The 18,050-nt window shown below is 69.1% G+C and carries 13 protein-coding genes and 3 pseudogenes; 10 read left to right on the forward strand and 6 right to left on the reverse strand.

The window, feature by feature from the left end; genetic code table 11:
- The 4 genes from M2157_RS11840 to M2157_RS11855 are packed head-to-tail and all read right to left on the reverse strand — an operon-like array spanning position 1 to position 4,757.
- Complete coding sequence (locus M2157_RS11840) at positions 1 to 1,530, reverse strand: glycosyl hydrolase family 28 protein (RefSeq protein ID WP_280861789.1); 1,530 nt, start codon at positions 1,528 to 1,530, stop codon at positions 1 to 3.
- 34 nt (positions 1,531 to 1,564) lie between these two features.
- A complete protein-coding gene (locus tag M2157_RS11845) occupies positions 1,565 to 2,422 on the reverse strand; it encodes a carbohydrate ABC transporter permease (protein WP_266509609.1) in 858 nt (285 codons plus the stop codon).
- Positions 2,419 to 3,411, reverse strand: coding sequence for a sugar ABC transporter permease (locus M2157_RS11850; RefSeq protein WP_280861790.1), 993 nt, complete (start codon positions 3,409 to 3,411; stop codon positions 2,419 to 2,421). The genes M2157_RS11845 and M2157_RS11850 overlap by 4 nt, the downstream gene beginning before the upstream one ends.
- A complete protein-coding gene (locus tag M2157_RS11855) occupies positions 3,408 to 4,757 on the reverse strand; it encodes an extracellular solute-binding protein (RefSeq protein ID WP_280861791.1) in 1,350 nt (449 codons plus the stop codon). The genes M2157_RS11850 and M2157_RS11855 overlap by 4 nt, the downstream gene beginning before the upstream one ends.
- 281 nt (positions 4,758 to 5,038) lie before the next feature.
- Here M2157_RS11855 and M2157_RS11860 point away from each other — a divergent pair, with 281 nt between their 5' ends.
- The 8 genes from M2157_RS11860 to M2157_RS11895 all read left to right on the forward strand — a co-directional run bounded on the left by M2157_RS11860 (position 5,039) and on the right by M2157_RS11895 (position 14,867).
- Complete coding sequence (locus M2157_RS11860; protein ID WP_280861792.1) at positions 5,039 to 6,052, forward strand: hydroxyacid dehydrogenase; 1,014 nt, start codon at positions 5,039 to 5,041, stop codon at positions 6,050 to 6,052.
- Between the two features lie 410 nt (positions 6,053 to 6,462).
- Positions 6,463 to 7,551, forward strand: a complete 1,089-nt coding sequence (locus M2157_RS11865; RefSeq protein ID WP_280861793.1) for a LacI family DNA-binding transcriptional regulator — start codon at positions 6,463 to 6,465, stop codon at positions 7,549 to 7,551.
- 384 nt (positions 7,552 to 7,935) lie between these two features.
- Positions 7,936 to 9,270 carry an extracellular solute-binding protein gene (locus M2157_RS11870; RefSeq protein ID WP_280865226.1) on the forward strand — a complete coding sequence of 445 codons (1,335 nt, stop codon included), beginning with the start codon at positions 7,936 to 7,938 and terminating at the stop codon, positions 9,268 to 9,270.
- 19 nt (positions 9,271 to 9,289) lie between these two features.
- Complete coding sequence (locus M2157_RS11875; RefSeq protein ID WP_057611021.1) at positions 9,290 to 10,174, forward strand: sugar ABC transporter permease; 885 nt, start codon at positions 9,290 to 9,292, stop codon at positions 10,172 to 10,174.
- Complete coding sequence (locus tag M2157_RS11880; RefSeq protein ID WP_057611022.1) at positions 10,174 to 11,079, forward strand: carbohydrate ABC transporter permease; 906 nt, start codon at positions 10,174 to 10,176, stop codon at positions 11,077 to 11,079. Before M2157_RS11875 ends, M2157_RS11880 begins: the two co-directional genes overlap by 1 nt.
- A complete protein-coding gene (locus M2157_RS11885; protein ID WP_280865227.1) occupies positions 11,076 to 13,031 on the forward strand; it encodes a family 43 glycosylhydrolase in 1,956 nt (651 codons plus the stop codon). The genes M2157_RS11880 and M2157_RS11885 overlap by 4 nt, the downstream gene beginning before the upstream one ends.
- 155 nt (positions 13,032 to 13,186) lie before the next feature.
- A complete protein-coding gene (locus M2157_RS11890) occupies positions 13,187 to 14,230 on the forward strand; it encodes a LacI family DNA-binding transcriptional regulator (RefSeq protein WP_280861796.1) in 1,044 nt (347 codons plus the stop codon).
- 214 nt (positions 14,231 to 14,444) lie between these two features.
- Entirely contained in the window at positions 14,445 to 14,867 is a 423-nt protein-coding gene (locus M2157_RS11895; RefSeq protein WP_280861797.1) for a helix-turn-helix transcriptional regulator, read from the forward strand.
- A gap of 33 nt (positions 14,868 to 14,900) precedes the next feature.
- Here the strand turns inward: M2157_RS11895 and M2157_RS11900 are convergent, their stop codons facing one another.
- On the reverse strand, positions 14,901 to 15,440 hold the full coding sequence (locus M2157_RS11900; protein WP_280861798.1) for a peptidoglycan-binding domain-containing protein: 540 nt from the start codon (positions 15,438 to 15,440) through the stop codon (positions 14,901 to 14,903).
- A 326-nt stretch (positions 15,441 to 15,766) separates the two neighbouring features.
- Between M2157_RS11900 and M2157_RS11905 the strand changes: the two are divergent.
- Positions 15,767 to 15,937 (forward strand): annotated as a pseudogene (locus tag M2157_RS11905) (VOC family protein); the annotation flags it as partial.
- Here M2157_RS11905 and M2157_RS11910 read toward each other — a convergent pair.
- Positions 15,915 to 17,610 (reverse strand): annotated as a pseudogene (locus M2157_RS11910) (IS200/IS605 family accessory protein TnpB-related protein). The pseudogenes M2157_RS11905 and M2157_RS11910 overlap by 23 nt on opposite strands.
- 201 nt (positions 17,611 to 17,811) lie before the next feature.
- Here M2157_RS11910 and M2157_RS11915 point away from each other — a divergent pair.
- Positions 17,812 to 18,039: pseudogene (locus M2157_RS11915) on the forward strand (VOC family protein); the annotation flags it as partial.
- Positions 18,040 to 18,050 lie beyond the last annotated feature (11 nt).

An 18,050-nucleotide genomic window follows, 5' to 3' on the forward strand; every position in this document is an offset into this window, starting at 1 on the left:
TCATGACGCGGCGGCCGCCTCGGCCTCGGCGGTGGTGATGAACCTGAGGTTCGTGACGTGCTCGTTGGAGAACCACTGGATCGTGTCCGTGGTGTAGTACCAGCTCGGCTTCTTCATCGAGTCGGCGACGACAAGGCCGTTGATCACCAGGTTCTCGAAGGTGACGTCCTTGATGGCGTGGTGGGCGTCGTAGCCGAGGAAGAGCGACGGCTTGGCGTTCGTGCCCGTGTAGCTGAGGTTCTTGACGTAGACGTTCTCGATGCCGCGGCCGACCGAGGTGTTGTACTTCGTGTTGTACATGACCTTCATGTAGATGACCTGGCCCCAGCGGAAGTCCTCGATCCGCACGTCCTCGATGCGGACGTTCTTGATCAGGTTGGAGTCGCCGGGGTTGAGGGCGATGCAGCCCTGGTAGTTCATCTGCGGTTCGCGGTGGTCGAGGATGTCGAGGTTCTTGAAGCGCAGGTTCTTCAGCGTCTCGGGGTTGTCGGTGTTGCCGTGGGTGCCGACGTTGATGGGGTGGGCGACGTCCGCCCAGAGCGTGGAGTTGCGGACGGTGACGTCGGTGGTGTCGCCGTAGTAGTCCCAGCGGTGGGTGTAGATGGCGATGCAGTCGTCGGAGTTGCGCATGAAGACGCCGTCGATGACGACGTTGCTGGAGCAGAAGACGTCGATGCCGTCGCCCCAGCCCTTGGAGCTGAAGGAGCCGAGACCCTTGATGGTGACGCCGGTGGCCTCGCCCAGCTGGACGGCGTAGCCGTTCGGGTTGAGCACGGTGACGGCGCCGATGGAGATGTTCCGCGAACTCTCCACCAGGGCCCCGCCGCCCGCGGTCCCGGCGAGCACGCCCCGGCCGGCGATCCCGGCGTGCTCCACGTTCCGGAAGATCACGGTCGCCTTGAGGACGGCGCCGCCGTCGAGGTACACGGTCTTGCCGGAGGGGACGAGCAGGGTGCCGTCGGCGGTGGTGTGGACGCCGGGGCCGTAGTAGAGGACGTCCGGGTCGTCCTGCGCGGGCTTGTTCTTCTCGATCGCGCGGGCGAACAGGTGGAGACAGTCGAAGATGTCGTCGTTGATCTGGACGACGAGGTTGCGCGGCTGGTCGAGCGTGAAGCGCAGGGTGTCACCGAGCACCTCGGGCTTGATGCCGTAGGAGTCCGGCCGCACCCGGACCTTGGCGGTGCCGCCCTTGAGGTAGGTGACCTCGACCTCGACGGAGCCCTGGAAGTCGAAGTACGCCAGCGAGGAGTTGTAGGTCTTGCTGGACCCGGTGGTGGGGTTGATCTCGCCCAGCTGGGGCCGCCAGATGTCGAGGGTCTGCCACTCGCCGTCGGGGGCGGTACGGACCCGCACCTTGAAGCTGGTGTTGGTCGGCATGGCGGACGGGCGGGGGTAGGTGACCAACTCCGGCGTGACGGCGGCGGTGTCGTCGGCCCGGGCCGCAGTGGCCGTCAGGTGGGTGAGGCCGGCGGCGAGCACGGTGGCGCCGGCCGCCTGGAGAGCCGTACGGCGGGACAACGGCGTGTTCATTCGGAACTCCTTGCGAACAGGGGTACGGGGACGACTACTTGAGGCCGGTCGTCGACATGCCGGCGACGAAACCGCGCTGGGCGACGAGGAAGATCAGCAGGATCGGCACGACGTACATCACCGAGGCCGCGGCCTGGAGGTTGGTGACAGGGGTGCCGGCCGAGGTGACGTAGGTGGACATGACGGCGACCGCGAGGGTGGTGCGGTCCGTGGACAGCAGGAGCTGCGGGGCGATGTAGTCGCCCCAGGTCCAGGTGAAGGCGATCACGAAGCTCGCGGAGAGGACCGGCCAGGACTGCGGGAGGAAGATCCGCCAGAAGATGGCCGAGTAGCCGCAGCCGTCGACGATCGCGGCCTCCTCCAGTTCCCGGGGCAGCCCCGCGAAGAACTGCCGGAAGAGGAAGACCAGATAGGGGGCGGAGGACAGACCCCACAGCACCCACGGCCAGTATGTGTCGACCATGCCGAGCTTGGCGAAGATCAGGTAGGTCGGCAGCAGGGTGATCATCTGGGGCAGCATCATCGAGCCGAGCAGGATGCCGAACAGGGTCTTTTTGCCGGGGGCTTCGAGGCGGGCGAAGCCGAAGCCGACCCAGGCGGAGCTGAGCGTCACGAGGGTGGCGTAGATGAGCGCGATGATCAGGGAGTTGCGGGCGTATCCCAGGAAGTCGATGAGGTTGAAGGCGTCGGCGATGTTGTGCCACTGCACATGGTCGGGCAGCCAGTGCACCGGCGAGGCCGCCAGCTCGGCCGGGGTCTTGAGGCCGGAGATGACCAGCCAGCCGAAGGGGCCGAGGAACAGACCGGTGATCGCGACGAGGACCGTGTACAGGACGAGGCGGTTGACGCGCAGGCGCGGGCCGCGCTTCGGGGTGAGGCTGGTGGCGGTCACTTCTTCGCCTCCGGGTCGACGTTGTAGAACACCACGCCGGACGTGGCCTTGAAGATCAGTCCGGTCGCGACGAGGATCAGGACGAAGAGCACCCACAGCAGCGCGGAGGCGTAACCGTAGCGGCCGAACGCGAAGTACTCCGCGAACACGTGCATCATGTAGAGGTAGTTGGACTGCGGGAGCGCGGTGATGCCGGCCGGGGTCGGGTCGGGGGCCAGCAGCAGCGGCATGATGGTCTGCACCGAGGCGATGACCCCGGTCACGGTCTGGAAGAGCAGCACCGGCGACAGCAGCGGCACCGTGATGCTGCAAAAGCTCCGCCAGGCGCTCGCGCCGTCGATACGGGCCGCTTCGAGGAGCTCTCGGGGGATGTCCTGGAGCCCGGCCAGCGAGATGATCATGATGTTTCCGGCGGTCCAGAGCACCGTCATGATCAGTACGTAGCGGGCGTAGGGGTCGGCGAGCCAGCCGAGGGCGTCGATGCCGAAGAGGTTCAGCACACCGTTGGCGGCACCGGAGTTCTGGTCGAAGAGCTGCTTGAACGCGATGCCCGCGCCCACCGGAGGCACCACCGCCGGCAGATAGAGCAAGGTGCGGAACAGCCCACGTGCCTTGAGCGGCCGGTTCACCAGTACGGCGAGCCCGAGTCCGGCGACGATCGACAGGGGCACCGAGGTGATCGCGAACAGGCCCGTGCGGCCCAGCGACTGCCAGGTCTGCGAGTCGGAGAACAGCTCGCGGTAGTTGCCGAATCCGACGTAGTGCCAGTGGGGCGAGATGCCGTCGAAGGTGGTGAAGCTCAGCCACAGCGCGTACGCCATCGGCGCGATGGTCAGCAGCGCGAAGCCGATGATCCACGGCGAGGCGAACATGTAGAACGCCCGGTGCCTGCGGGTGGCGATGGAGGTGTGCGACCGGGAGTTGGCCGGCCCCGCCGCCGGGGCGGAACCGCGCCGGTCCGTGACCGAGGGGATCTGATCGACCGTCATCCCACCTGCTCCTTACCGCGCTTGAGCTGAGCGTTCATGGCCGAGTTCAGGCGCCCCGCGAGGGTGTCGACGGAGATGGCGCCGTTCATGGCGGCCGGGGCGATCTGGTTGAAGAGGGCGAGGAGCGAGTCCGCGGTGGCGTACGGCGTGAAGGCGATCACCGAGTAGTGCTTCAGCTCGGCCTCCTGCACCGTCAACACCCGTTTCTGGTAGTCCTCCTGAGTGGGCATCAGTGGGCGCAGCGACTTCAGGGTCGGGATGCCCCAGCCGCCGGAGGCGCGCGCCTTGGCCGGTGCCTCACCGAAGAACCACTCGAAGACCCGCCAGGCGGCGTCCTTGTGGTGCGACGTGCTCGGGATCCAGAAGCCGGTGCCGGCCTGGCAGGGACTGACCCGTCGGCCGCCCTCGAAGTACGGCGCGGGAGCGAGCCGGGAGAGCGGCGCGAGCTTCTTGTCCGCGTTGATCAGGCCGCCGAGCCAGTAGCCCGAGTTCGACATGGCGAGCCGGTTCGCCTGGAAGGTGGGTCCGTCCCAGGCGTTGGGGTCGGGCTGGATGATGCTGGGTCCGACCTTGGTCCGGCAGTAGTCGATGTACCAGCCGAGCGCCTTGCGGGCCTCGGGGGTGGTGAAGTCGACCCGGGAGTAGTCGTCGGTGAAGAGGTTTCCGCCGGCGGCCACGGTGAGGGTCGCCAGGAGGTTGGGCGTGAGCACGCCGTTGTAGCTGCCGCCGAACACGGTGGTCTGGCCGTTCTTGCGGCGGGTGAGCCGTTTCGCTTTGTCCAGCCACTCCTCGTAGGTGACCGGGTCCAGCTCGGGCGGGTAGTCGACGTCCGCCTGGTCGAACAGGGCGGTGTTGTACCAGAACATCGAGTCCTGGGAGAAGTCCTTCGCCATGCCGTAGCGCGGGCCTTTGCCCTGGGTACGGCCGTCGTAGCGCCACAGGTCGTTGACCGGGTCCAGGTCGGCCGGCCTGAGGACGCTGCTCTTCGCGAAGTACGGGTCCAGGTCCTCCATCACGCCCCGGGCCGCGTAGTACGGGGCGTCCACGGCGCCGACACCGCGCACCAGGTCGGGCGGGTTGCCGTTGGTCATCATCGCGATCAGCTTGCTGGTGCTGTACAGCACCGTGTTGATCTTGACGCCGATGTCCGTCTGGGCCTGCTTGATCAGCTCCGGGGAGATGTCGTCGGCCTTGGCCATGACCGTGACGGTCTCGCCGGAGCCGCCGACCGCGCTCGACACCCGCATCGCACAGCCGCTCAGCGCTGCCGCCCCCACCACGGCACCGCCCGCGGAAAGGGAGAGAAAACGGCGGCGGCTCACCGCGGCACCGGCATGTGGGCGCACGGCGCACCACCTCCTGATCTGTCCGTTCATGGGACGCGGCGGCTGGTAGACAACCGGTTGCCGCGTTGGGGCAGAGCTTCGGCCCTGGCTGGAAACGGCGTCAAGAGGCTTGACGAACTTTCGAAAAGACTGTGTAACCTCGCCGACACGGTCTCGCGGGAGAAACCGGTTGTCATCCAGCTCTCTTCAGCGATTGACCACCCTTGGAGGCCGGACCTACGGTAGATCTGCCGTAGAAGACGTTTTCAGAAACTGTTTCCACTCAGTGCGTCAGGAGTGACATGCCCAGCCCTCAGCCACCCAGGGCCGTGTTCGCGATGGATCCCGTGCACCTCCCCCTGCTCTTCCCCCCACCCCTGATGACCCGGCTGAGCGAGGCCGCCGGCCTCGACCCCGCGCTCGTCGTCCAGGACTTCACCGACCCCGCCGCGGCGGACGCCCTGGCCCGGGCCGACGTGCTGATCACCGGCTGGGGCTGCCCCCGTCTCGACACCGGCGTCCTCACCGCCGCGCCCCGGCTGCGGACCGTCCTGCACGCTGCGGGCTCCGTCCGCTCCCTCGTCGGCGACGCCGTGTGGGAACGCGGAATCACCGTCTCCAGCGCGGTCACCGGCAACGCGCTGCCGGTCGCGGAGTACACGCTCGCGATGATCATGCTGTGCGGGAAGGACGCGTTCGAACACCGGGAGCGGTTCCGGGCCACCCATGCGTATCCGCCGCCCGCCGAGACCGCGGGCATGGGAAACGTGGGGCGGCGGGTGGGGGTCATCGGGGCGTCCCGGGTGGGGCGGCGGTTGCTGGAGCTGCTACGGCCGTTCGACTTCACGGTCCTGTTGCACGACCCGTACGTGAGTCCCGCGGAGGCCGCCGCGCTGGGGGCCGAACTCCTGTCGCTGGACGACCTGTTGCGGCACAGCGACATCGTTTCCCTGCATGCGCCCGACATTCCGGACACCTATCGGATGCTCGACAGAGCCCGGCTCGGGTTGATCCGGGACGGAGGTGTGCTCATCAACACCTCCCGGGGAGCACTGGTCGATCCCGACGCGCTCACCGACGAGTTGGTCTCCGGGCGGCTGCGCGCGGTGCTCGACGTCACGGAGCCCGAGCCGCTGCCCGCGGAGTCGCCGCTGTACCGGCTGCCCAACGTGTTTCTCACACCGCACATCGCCGGGTCGCTCGGGAACGAGCTGGAGCGGCTGGGGCGGATCGTGGTGGAGGAGCTGGAACGGGTGGGGGCCGGGGTGGGGTTGGAGCATGAGGTGCGGTATGCGGATATGGCTCGGGTGGCTTGAGGTGGGCCCGGGTCGCTGCAGTCACGCCGGCCGGATTACCTGCTCCCGGGTCACTTCAGTCACCCCGGCTGTCTCACCTGCTCCCGGGTCACTGCACTTGCCCGCACCACCTTGGTTCGGTCGCCTACGGGGGCGCCTCAGTCGGTGTCGAGAGGCCGATCGTGCTCGGCGCTGCGCGCCTCCGCGCTCCCCCACTCTCGACTTCGCTCGAGCGGGAGGTGCCCCCATGGCCTCTCGACACCGACGCGCCCCCTCCGGCTCCCTCACGGCCGGTGTCCGGGGTGCAGGCCACGTTGGTGGGCACTTGCCGCCCGCCGGTGGCTTGCGCCGTCGGGATCGTGCTGGAGTAACAATGGGATACGGTTTCCGGACCCTGGGTCCGGGCCACTACCGTTAAGGGAGCCGCAAGGGTGAGTCAGCGCAAGGCGTCCGGGGACGTCGGACGGGCCACCATCCGGGACGTGGCCGAGCGGGCCGGGGTGTCCGTGGCCAGTGTGTCGCGGGTGCTGTCCGGGAACTATCCGGTCTCCGAGGACCTGCGCCGCAAGGTGATGAAGGTCGTGCGCGACCTGGACTACGTCACCAACGCGCACGCCCGGTCGCTCGCCGGGGGCGGCACACCGACCGTCGCGATCCTCATCAACAACATCACCGGTGCCGCGTTCGCCCATGTGGCCAAGGGAGTTGAAGGCGCCGCCACACTGCGCGGCTGGCTCTCCCTCGTGGGGACCACCGGGGACGATCCCGAGCGCGAGCTCGCCCTCGTCAACCTCATGCGCCAGCAGGGGGTCGCGGCCGTGGTGCTGCTCGGCGGCGCCTACGACTACGACGAGTACCAGCTGCGCATGGCCCGATTCGCCCGTTCCCTGGACGCCGCCGGGTCGCATCTCGTGCTCGTGGGACGGCCCCCGCTGGAAGGTGCCGTGCCGGCCACGACCGTCGACTACGACAACGAGGGCGGCGCCTACGCCATGGCCAGCCATCTGCTGTCGGCCGGGCACCGCAAGGTGCTCGTACTGCCGGGCCATGCCGAACTCACCACCGCCCAGGGGCGGTTGAAGGGGGCCCGGCGCGCCTTCGAGGCGTACGGCGTGCCGTTCGCGGCCACCATGGTGCGGCACGGCCCCTACGACTACGAGCACGGGTACGCGGCCGTCGAGGAATGTCTGCGCGACGGACTCGACTTCACCGCCGTCCTCGCCGGGACCGATGTCGTCGCCGCCGGTGCCATGCAGGCCTTGCGCGCGGCCGGGCTGCGGGTGCCCGAGGACGTGTCGATCGTCGGGTACGACGACATCCCGCTCGCCTCGCAGCTCACCCCGCAGCTCACCACCGTCCACGTGCCCTACGAGGAGATGGGACGGGTCGCCCTGCGGGCCGTCGCCGACCGGCGTGAGGGGGGCGGGGCGCGACGCAAGGGGGCCGACGGGGACCATCTGGTGCTGGGCACCCATGTCGTCGTTCGGCACTCCGTACGACCGCCCGCACAACCCGTCTAGCAACGGAAGAAAGAGATCGTTTCGTAAACGGTTTCCATAGATCATCAGGGCCTGGTCGGGCCGTCCCGGCGGACCGCCGGGGCTTGCGTTCGTTGCGTCCACAGGCCTCTGAACTGGTAGTACGTCAGGCCTCTGCGGTCGCGGGACGCGCGCACGGGCCTAACCCCACGGACAAACCGGCGTAACAAATTGCCGTCTACCTCTTGCTAACCGCAGGACCGTCGGCCTACCGTCCCAGCAACCGGTTACTACAGCTTCTGCTGGGCCGACCCCCCGCAACCGCGAGCCGAGGAAACTTCCGGCCGCCGTTTCCGGCCGACACCGAGCCGCCGATCCCCCTCTCTCCTCTCCGAGACGCCCTACTTCCCGAAGGAACACGGTCAGATGAACTTCAGCAGCCCCCGGAGAAGGTTCGCCCGCGTCGCCGTTGCGGGACTCGCGTTGTCAGGTCTGCTCACCGCGTGCGGCGGGTCGGACGGTTCCGGCGACTCGCAGTCGTCGGGGCCTGTCACCCTCCCCTTCTGGGGCTGGGCCAACGGCCAGGACGCCGTCGTCAAGGCGTTCAACGCCTCGCACAAGAACATCCAGCTGAAGTACACGAAGGTCACCGACCAGCTGACCATGCAGAAGCAGCTGACCAACGCGGTCAAGGCGGGCAACGCGCCCTGTCTGGTCCAGAACACCGCCGAATACGTCACCAGTTGGGTCGCGCAGGGCGCGCTCGCCGACATCTCCCAGTACGTCGAGGGCGAGAAGAGCAAGTTCAACACCGGGTCGTGGGCGAGTGCGCAGGTGCAGGGGAAGTCGTACGGCGTGCCGACCAGTTCGTCGCCGAACTTCACCATCTACCGCACCGACATCTTCAAGAAGTACGGCATCAAGGCCCCGACGACCTGGGACGAGTTCATCGCCGCGGGCAAGGAGCTGAAGAAGCACGGCATCAAGATCACCAACTACGCCGGTGAGGACCCGAGCACGCTCGAGGTGCTGGCCATGCAGGCCGGGGCGCACTGGTACTCCATCGACGGCAACTCCTGGAAGGTGGACTTCCAGGACGCGGGCACGCTGAAGGCCGCCAAGGTGATCCAGGAGATCATCGACAACGACCTCAACAGCAAGTTGTCGTTCGCCGACTATGCCGCCGTGCAGCGCAACTACGACAACGGCGGGACCGCCACCCGGCAGATCTCGACGTGGCAGATGGCCGGCATGGTGCAGAACTTCACCAAGTCCTTCGGGGACTGGGGGCTGTCGCCCTGGCCGACGTTCACCGGGGAGGCCGCCAAGACCCCGGCGGGCACCAACCTGACCGGCAGTGTGACGCTGGTGACCAAGGGGTGCAAGAACCAGGAGCAGGCCGCCGAGGCCGCGCTGTGGATGTCCACCAACACCGGCGCGGTCAAGACGATGGCCAACCCGGAGACCGGCAACGGCGTGATGCCGGCGCTGGCCGACAGTGACTCGTACGTGCCCGAGGCAGTCTCGGAGAAGCTGCTCGGCTCCAACTACCAGGCGGGGCAGCAGGTCGTGAAGGACAGCCTGAAGACCGTCACCACCGACTGGACCTTCGGGCCGAACTGGACCGCGATGTTCACCGAGATGCAGGCCGGCTGGGCCAAGGTGGTCAGCAAGGAGCAGACGGTGACCCAGCTCCTCGCCCACATGCAGGAGTGGACGGTCGACGACCTGAAGTCCCGCGGCATCAGCGTCAAGGGCTAGAGGCTGAGGGCTGCTACTGATGATTCGCTCCCTGCGCTGGAAGGGTGCCGCCTTCACGGTGCCCTTCCAGCTCGGCTTCGTCTTCCTGTACCTGCTGCCGATCGGGTACGCCGTCTACCAGTCGCTGTACCGGTCGCAGTCCTCCGGGCTGGGGCTCGGTGGCACGACCGACGAGTTCTCCGGTCTGGACAACTACCAACAGGGGCTGACCGACTCGGCGTTCATGGGCTCCGTGCTGCGGGTGGTGCTGTTCGCCTGCGTGCAGATCCCGATCATGCTGCTGGTCAGTCTCGTCCTCGCCCTGTTCCTGGACGCGCTCAGCTCCCGGATGGCCGGCCGGTTCCGGATTCTGCTGCTGGTGCCGTACATGATCCCGGGTGTGGTCGCCGCGATCGTGTGGCTGAACCTCTACAGCCCGGACGTCGGCCCGCTCACCCCGCTCGGCGAGATCTTCGGGTTCTCCTGGAACTTCTTCGCGCCCTCGATGGTGTGGCCGTCCATCGGCAACCTGCTGACCTGGCACGGCATCGGCTACAACATGGTCATCATCTACTCGGCGCTCCAGGGCGTGCCCCGCGACCTGTTCGAGGCGGCGCGGCTCGACGGGGCCTCCGAGCTGCGGATCGCCCGCAGCATCAAGATCCCGTTCGTGCGGGGGGCGTTGGTGCTGACGGGGATGCTCTCCATCATCCAGATGCTCCAGATCTTCAACGAGCCCGCGCTCTTCCGGAACGTCACCCCGCAGACGGTCAGCGACTCCTTCACCCCGATCATGATCATCTACAACCAGGCGTTCAACGCCGGCAACTACCACTACGCGGCGGCCCTTTCGGTGCTGCTCGCCCTGATCCTCGGCGTCGCCTCCTTCCTGTTCTACCGGTTCACCTCGAAGGAGACCGACTGATGACCCTCATCGAGGAACCCACGAAGACCCGGCCCGTCCGCCGTCTCACCGAGCCCGATCCGGCGGCCCGTTCGCGCGGCGGGCAGCGGTTCCTGCTCGTCGGGCTGTCCCTCGCGAGCGTCTACAGCCTCTTCCCTGTGTGGTGGCTGATCGTCGCCTCCACCAAGGACCGCACCGGGCTCTACCAGTCCAACGGACTGTGGTTCTCCGGCTGGCATCTGTGGGACAACCTGCATCAGCTGTTCACCTACGAGCACGGCATCTTCCTGCGCTGGACGGCGAATTCCTTCCTCTACGCCGGTGTCGGCTCGCTGGGTGGCACGTTGCTGGCGCTGGCAACCGGTTACGGCCTCGCGCGCTTCGACTTCCCGGGCCGCAACCTCGTCTTCGCGTGCGTGGTCGGTTCCTTCCTGATCCCGATCGCGCTGCTCACACTGCCGCTGTACCTGCTGTTCTCGGAGATCGGCCTGGTGGACACGCCCTGGGCGATGCTGATCCCCTGTCTGATCAACCCGTTCAGCGTGTACCTCGCCAAGGTGTACACGGAGGCCACGATCCCCTTCGAGCTCCTGGAGGCGGCTCGTATCGACGGCGCCGGAGAGCTCAGGATCTTCTTCAGCATCGTGCTGCGGATGATGACCACGGGTGGCGCGACGGTGTTCCTGCTGGCCTTCGTGAACACCTGGAACGCCTTCTTCCTGCCGCTGACCGTGCTGCGCGGCGAGAACAACTGGACGCTCAACATCGGTCTCTACAACTGGTCCGGCAAACGTCTGGAGTCCGGCGTCGACCTCACCAGTCTGGTCCTCACCGGCGCCCTGCTGTCCATCGTCCCGATGGCGATCATGATGGTCGCGATGCGCCGCTACTGGCGTTCCGGAGTCACCCTCGGAGCCCTCAAGTGACCCTGCTGCACAACCCGGTGATCCGCGGCTTCGCCCCCGACCCGTCGATGGTCCGCGTCGGCGACTGGTACTACGTGGCGACGAGTTCCTTCGAGTGGTTCCCGACGATCCCGCTGCACCGCTCGCGCGACCTCGCGCACTGGGAGTACGCGGGCCATGTCGAGGGCGCCGTCCCGGGCGACTCCCTCGCGGGCGTCCCGGATTCGGGCGGCATCTGGGCACCCTCCCTGAGCTGGGACGGCGAGCGGTTCTGGGTGGTCTATTCGATCGTCCGCTCGGTCGGAACGCCGTACTTCGACACGGACACGTATGTCTCTACGGCGGCTTTCTCCACGGCGACGGAGGCGGTCGGCGCGTGGACGGCACCGCGGCGGATCGCGAGCCATGGATTCGACCCCGCGCTCTTCCACGACGACGAGGGCCGGCTGTGGCTGCTCAATCTCCAGAACGACCACCGCCCCGGCGGCCGGCGCTTCGCGGGGATCGTGCTGACCGAGCTGGACCGGCAGACGCTGGCGCCCGTCGGTGACACGCACCTGCTGCTCCAGCACGAACGGCTCGTCGAGGGGCCGAAGTTGGTCCGCAAGGACGGCTGGTATTACCTCGTCCTCGCCGAGGGCGGCACGGGTTTCGAGCACGGGGTACTGGTGGCCCGCAGCCGGGAGATCACCGGCCCGTACGAGCTGGACGACCGGCCGCTGCTGACGTCCCGGGACGACCCTTCGCTGCCCTTGCAGAAGGCCGGACACGGCGAACTGGTCCACCTTCCCGACGGAAGCTGGGTACTGAGTCACCTCACGGCCCGCCCCCTGAACACGCCGAACGGCCCACGCTGCCCACTCGGCCGCGAGACGGCCATCCAGGCGCTGACCTGGGACACAGAGGGCTGGCCGAGGCTGCGGCACGGGGGTCCGCATCCTTCGATCGAGGTCGACGTATCGACCCACCCACGGGTGGAGGGCGAGGCCGCTGCCCCGGCGCCCCCAGGGCCAGAGAACGAGACCGCCGCCCCGGCCCATCCGGGCCCAGAGGTCCGGATCAGCACACGGACGTCCCTGGGGCCGCCGGCTCAGACCGGCGCACCGGCAATCCGGACCGCCGTACCGACGCACCCGCGGCCCCCGGCCCAGATCGCCACACCAGCCCAACCACGTCCGGCAATCGACGCCGCCCCACCAACACACCCACGACCGCAGCCCCACCCCGGCACACCAATACACCCCGGACCCCAGACTCAGCCCGGCACCCCGCCGCAACCGCACCCGGCAGTCCAGACCGCCGTACCAACCCACCCGCGGTCGTCCAGGCAACCCGCGCTCTCGGGTGGTCCGTTGGGCTGGCCCTGGAGCACTCTGCGGGCCGCGCCCGATCCCTCCTGGGTGGACGCCGCCGCCCGGCCTGGCTGGATCCGGCTGCGTGGGCGGCACGGGCCCGAGTCGTGGTGGGCGCACAGCCTGCTGGCCCAGCGGATCACCGAGCACCGGGCGGAGGCCGAGGTCACCGTGGAGGCCCGGCCGACCACGTTCACCCAGGCCGCCGGTCTGGTGCTCTGGTACAACACCGAGTCCTATCTGGCCCTCGACCTGACCTGGGCGGAGCCCGAGGGCGAGGAGCAGCGCGGCCAGCAGTGGCAAGGCGGCGGCGGACGGACCGTGCTCAGCCTGGTGGAGCGGGACGAGGGCGGCACCCGGCAGGTGGCCGTGGTCGACGTCCACACGGAAAGCGCCTTCACGCTCGGCGTGACCGTGGAGGATGGGGTGGCTCGTTTCTGGTCCCTGGGCGCCGACGGCGTACGGACACCCGTCGGCCCGGAACTGGACTTCACCCGCCTCTCCGACGACCACGGATCCAAGCTCCGGTTCACGGGCGCGATGGCCGGAATCCACGCTGTGGACCTGGTCAGCGCGGCCTTCACGGCCGACTTCACCGGGTTCCGCCTGAGCTGCGGGTAGCGTTCGAAGTTTCGAAAGCCAGGGGGACTTGAAGACCCGCGAAGCCCGACCTCTTCCCGACTTCACCGGGCGAACCTAGGGTAGGAAGCGCTTACTGTTTCCGCGCTGGTCGAAAACTTTCATGGCCCTCGGGCGGGCCGGAGAGGTGGTTCCCGATGGTCCGCACGGGGAGTGCGAGCGTGGCGGCCGGTCCCACGCTGGCGGTCGTGGCCCGGGAGGCGGGCGTGTCGGTACCGACCGCCTCCAAGGTGGTCAACGGGCGGGAGGACGTGGCCCCCGAGACCCGCCGCCGGGTCACCGAGGCGCTGGACCGGCTCGGCTACGTCCGCAGACCGAGGTTCGACGCGGCGAAGGCGTCGGGACTGGTCGACCTGGTCGTGCACTCGCTGGAGACCTCCTGGTCGGGTGCGGTGCTGCACGGGGTGGAGGCGGCCGCCCACGACGCGGGTCTCGAGGTGGTCGTCTCGGCCGGGCCGAACCGCACCCGGGCCGGGCGCCCGGAGCGCGGCTGGCTGGACAAACTCACCGCGCGCGGTTCCTCCGGGGTGCTGTTCAACCTGGCCGAGCTGACGTCGTCGCAGTACGGCTGGCTGGACCAGCACCGCATCCCGTACGTCCTGATCGACCCGGTCCTGGAGCCGCCGCCGGGCGTCGTCTCGGTGGGCGCGGCCAACTGGCAGGGCGGGGTCACTGCGACCGAGCACCTGCTGGCGCTGGGGCACGAACGCATCGGGGTCGTCGCCGGCCACCAGCGCAAGGTGTGCAGCAGCGCGCGCGTGGCGGGCTACCGTTCCGCGCTCGCTGCGGCGGGGATACGGCAGCGGCCCGAGTACGTCCGCCACGCAGGCTTCGACGAGAGCGCGGCCCACCGCCGCACGCTGGAACTCCTGGACCTGCCCGAACCGCCCACCGCGGTCTTCGCCTGCTCCGACCGCATGGCCCTCGGCGTGTACGAGGCCCTGGCCGAACGGGGCCTGCGCGTGCCGGACGACATCAGCGTCGTGGGCTTCGACGACCTGCCGGAGGCCCGCTGGACCACCCCGGCCCTCACCACGGTCCGCCAACCGCTGTCAGAGATGGCGGCAACCGCTCTGCGCCTGCTGGTCCGCATGATGGAGGGCGACCGCCCGGAGAGCACCCGGACCGAGTTGTCGACGCGGTTGGTGGAGCGGGCGAGCACGGCCCCGCCGGCCGGCTGAATCGCGTCGCTGCGCCCAGTGCCCCGGCGTACGCCTCCCCCGGTCGGCCCGTGCCTCCTCGTGTCGGCTGCGTGTGCCACTGACCACCGGTTTCGTTCACCTTCGGTCATCTGTGGGCGGCGGGAACTGGCCGGGGCGGGCGGGCGTCGAACGATGCGGCGGGGAGGGAGCCGCCGCCCCGACGAGGGCGGCGGCGAGCAGTGGGGGGACGACCATGACGCGCTGGCGGCCGCTGCCGGAGTCACTTCCGAGGGAGGCGCGGCATCTCGTCGAGCAGCTGCGCCACCTCAAGGACCGTACGGATCTGAGCCTCGCCGAGCTGGCGCGGCGCACCGCGTACAGCAAGTCGTCCTGGCAGCGGTATCTCAGCGGGGCCAAGCAGCCGCCGCGCGGGGCGGTGGAGGCGCTGTGCCGGGTGGCGGGCGCGGATCAGGCGCGGCTGCTGGCGCTGTGGGACCTGGCCGCCCCGGTCTGGCCGTACGGCACGGTGGTGGCCGTCGTGGCGACCGAGGGGGCGGTGCCGACGGGGCCCGGCCTCGAGTACCGGCGATGGCGTACGGCGGCGCTGGCCGCGTTCGCCGTCATCGTGATGCTGGTGGCGGGGGTGCTGTGGGCGTGGCCGTCGAGGGGCGGGTGACCGTACGGCCGCCCGCTCCCCCGTCGGCGGCGGTCAGCCCACCTGCTCGTAGTACGCGATCCGCCAGGGGCCGGTGCCCTTGAGCTTCACGCGGTACTTGCCGCTGACCCGCTTGAAGTCGACGTCCCGCTTGTCGCCGTCGTAGCGGACGCCGCCGCCCGAGACCGGGCCGTGGAGCCACTGCTGGGCGAACTCCCAGGTCTGGTCGGTGACCACGCCGTCGTTGTCGGTGAGGCCGTAGCGCTCCTGCCACCACTGCGTGGCCGACTCGGTCTCCGGGCCGAACGAGCCGTCGATCTGGCTCTTGGAGTAGTTGTGCCAGTCCCCGTCCTCGTCCTGCCACTTGGCGCCGTCCGCGTACAGGACGGACTGCCACAGGGCCGTGGCGTTGCTGTCGGCGTGGTCGTCGACGCCCAGGTTCTCCTCGTCCTGCCAGTCGTCGCTGACCACACCGTTGCCGTCGATGCCGTGGTACGAGGCCGCACTGGCCGTCGGCGCCACGGCGAGGCCGAGGGTTCCGGCGCCCAGCAACGCTGCCATCACCATCGCGACGGCCCGCTTGCGCATGCTCATGGAAGTCTCCCTTTCCGAACCGCCGTGGTTCCCCCCGTGGTTCCCCCTGGGGCGGCTCGTTTCGCTTGGCACGGCACAGACTCACAGGCCTGAGGTGCGCACGGCGAGACCTGCCGCAGTCCCCGGACCGCCGGGGGACGGTCCGTCCCGCGTACGGCGGCGTGGTCCGGGAGCGCGGGTCGTACGGGGACCTGCTGGGACGGACGGGACGCGCCACGGGGCCGGCTCAGGCCTCGCTCTGCTCCCGCACTAGAGGACTGAGGGGTGTATCGCCGTACAGGTGTTCCATCGGACCGGTCGCTTTGCGTAGCCTCGGCGCGGTGAACGTGATTCCCGCACGGCTGGACCATCTCGTCCTCGCGACCCCGGACCTGGACGCGGCGGTCGCGACCGCCCGGGCCCGCGGCTACGACCCCGGTGAGATCCGCCCGATGAGCCGCCGCACCCCCGACGGGACCCTGCTGACATGGCGCCTCACGGACGGCGACACCCAGCACCGTTCCTAGGGGCTGAGCGGAAGTGAGCCCTGTTGCCAGGTCTCATGCTCAGCCGAACGCTCCGAACGGTGTTGGGCGTTCTGGTTGCCCGCGTTCGCCCCGCATTCGGCGCCGACGGATCGTGTCCGTGGTCCGGTGATGCGGGGGCGGGTTCCCTCACGCCCGGGGACACCCGGTCGGGCCTGGACGGTCCGATGCCCCTGCTCATCACTCCGGTGAGCAGGGGGCGGTGCCGTCCGTCGCCGGATCGGGTGTCCCTGGGCGCGCCTTCCGATCGCCACGGCAGCAGCATCGTGGCGAGTGGTCTTGCGGTTCTTCGTGGTGAGGGGCTTCTGCCAGTGCTGGGCGCCCCACTTCGAGGTGTAGGCCGGGTCGACGGCAATGACCGCGATACCCGTGGCGTCGGCCATCGACGCCAGCCGGGCGCGGAGCTTGCCGGTGGGCAAGCCGGAGATCAGCTGCCGGAACCGCCTCTTGCGGCCGTGCTTCTCCCGGGTCATCTCGGCGGCGAAGTCCAGGTCCTCAACGGCAATCGCCTTCACATCACAGGTGCGGGCCCAGTGCAGGAGGCGGGTCAGGGCGTGGCGGACCTGGGCGTCACGATGGGGCGCGGTGCCGGTCAGATCATAGAAAAAGCGGTGCGGGGCGCCGGTCGGGTTGCCGTGGACGTCGAGGCGCCGTGCGGCGAGGTGATCGGCGTTCATGTCGACGCCGATCACGCCGTGGGCGAGGGCGGCCTCGATCGTGAGGGCGGGGGTGGGCGGGAGCTGCCAGGCGGCGGTCAGGTACCAGCGGTCCCGGCCGGCGTCGATGGGGGTCCCCCCGCTCGAGCGAAGTCGAGAGTGGGGGAGGATGCGGTAGGCGATGGCCCGATTGGCCGTGACGCGGTCGGCCCACTCGGTTCCTCGGTGCGTGAACGTGACCCGGCAGGCCAGGACATAGCGGCCGTGCGGGGCGTTCGCCAGATACGTGAGCGGCGCGGGGAGTTTGATACTCACCTCACCGTCCGGGCTGACGCGGATCGTCTCGTTGCCGTACCGCTTGCCGGACTCACCGTCCGCCTGGCAGAACCAGCGTTCCGCCTCCCAGCCCCGGCGCCACGCGCCCTCGGTGATCCCGGCCGCCTCCAGGTAGTGGCGGGTGCGGGCCAGACGCTTGCCGCCGCGCACGACGTGCACGATGCCGGCGTCGCGGTCGGCCCGCGCGGCAGCCAGCCGGTCCTGCAGCACCCGCAGCCGCCGGGACTTCGCATGCCACTCCCGCTGGGACCAATACCCACCGGGCGCCTTCTTCGTGCCCTTCTGCCCGACCGGCTGCGACAGCCGGTCCTCGATGGTGCGGATGCCCGCTTCCAGGTTCTGGATGTACGCCGACTGGCAGCGGCGGGCCAGCGCCCACTCGTCGTGCGTGGCCTTGGTGATACTGCCCGCCCACCGCGACGAAGCAAGCGGCGTCAGCTCCCGCTTGCGCACCGCCCATGCCTGACCGGAGTGCGCTAGGCCGTCCCGGCAGCGCGCCTTGAGATCCTTCGAAGCCAGCGACCCCAGGTGCCCGCCGACCAGGCGCAGCACCTTCTCATCGTCCGGCGTCAGGTGCTTGAGACGGGTCCGGACGGCCACACCACCGGGACCCGACGCGACAAACGGCGCGGCGAGACTCCTCAGCTCACCCACCCTGTCACCCCCGCCCGGCCCCACCCGAAGATCCCGTCGCCATGGGAAACGAGCGGCACCCATGAAGGTCACGCATTCGATGAGGGAACGTCAGTTCCCCGCTGAAACCGACACCACGACACCCAGGCACACAACACCGACCACCAGCACGCACTCCCGCTCACCAGAACGCTCTTGAACACACCAGCGGCAGCAGCTCCAAACCCCTCCGGCCTGGTCCCCTTCCTCATCGACTGGGGCACCTCCCCCCACCCGACGGCCTCGGGCCTTCCCGCCACTCCCCTGCTCTCCCTGACCGCGACCGCCCCGGTCCCGGACGAGATCCGGCCCCTCCTCGCCGCCCTCGACGCCGACCTCCCCCTCACCGAGGGCCCGGTGGGTCTCTCCTTCACGCTGGACACTCCACGGGGGCCGGTGGTCTTCGGCTGACGTGTCCGATT

It is taken from the genome of Streptomyces sp. SAI-127 (genome assembly GCF_029894425.1).
In the GTDB taxonomy this organism is placed as follows: Bacteria; Actinomycetota; Actinomycetes; order Streptomycetales; family Streptomycetaceae; genus Streptomyces.

Coding starts and splice junctions, on each gene's coding strand:
- M2157_RS11840 (WP_280861789.1), bottom strand. CDS start 1,530: ATGAACACGCCGTTGTCCCGCCGTACGGCTCTCCAGGCGGCCGGCGCC.
- M2157_RS11850 (WP_280861790.1), bottom strand. CDS start 3,411: ATGACGGTCGATCAGATCCCCTCGGTCACGGACCGGCGCGGTTCCGCC.
- M2157_RS11860 (WP_280861792.1), top strand. CDS start 5,039: ATGCCCAGCCCTCAGCCACCCAGGGCCGTGTTCGCGATGGATCCCGTG.
- M2157_RS11870 (WP_280865226.1), top strand. CDS start 7,936: ATGAACTTCAGCAGCCCCCGGAGAAGGTTCGCCCGCGTCGCCGTTGCG.
- M2157_RS11875 (WP_057611021.1), top strand. CDS start 9,290: ATGATTCGCTCCCTGCGCTGGAAGGGTGCCGCCTTCACGGTGCCCTTC.
- M2157_RS11880 (WP_057611022.1), top strand. CDS start 10,174: ATGACCCTCATCGAGGAACCCACGAAGACCCGGCCCGTCCGCCGTCTC.
- M2157_RS11890 (WP_280861796.1), top strand. CDS start 13,187: ATGGTCCGCACGGGGAGTGCGAGCGTGGCGGCCGGTCCCACGCTGGCG.
- M2157_RS11895 (WP_280861797.1), top strand. CDS start 14,445: ATGACGCGCTGGCGGCCGCTGCCGGAGTCACTTCCGAGGGAGGCGCGG.
- M2157_RS11900 (WP_280861798.1), bottom strand. CDS start 15,440: ATGAGCATGCGCAAGCGGGCCGTCGCGATGGTGATGGCAGCGTTGCTG.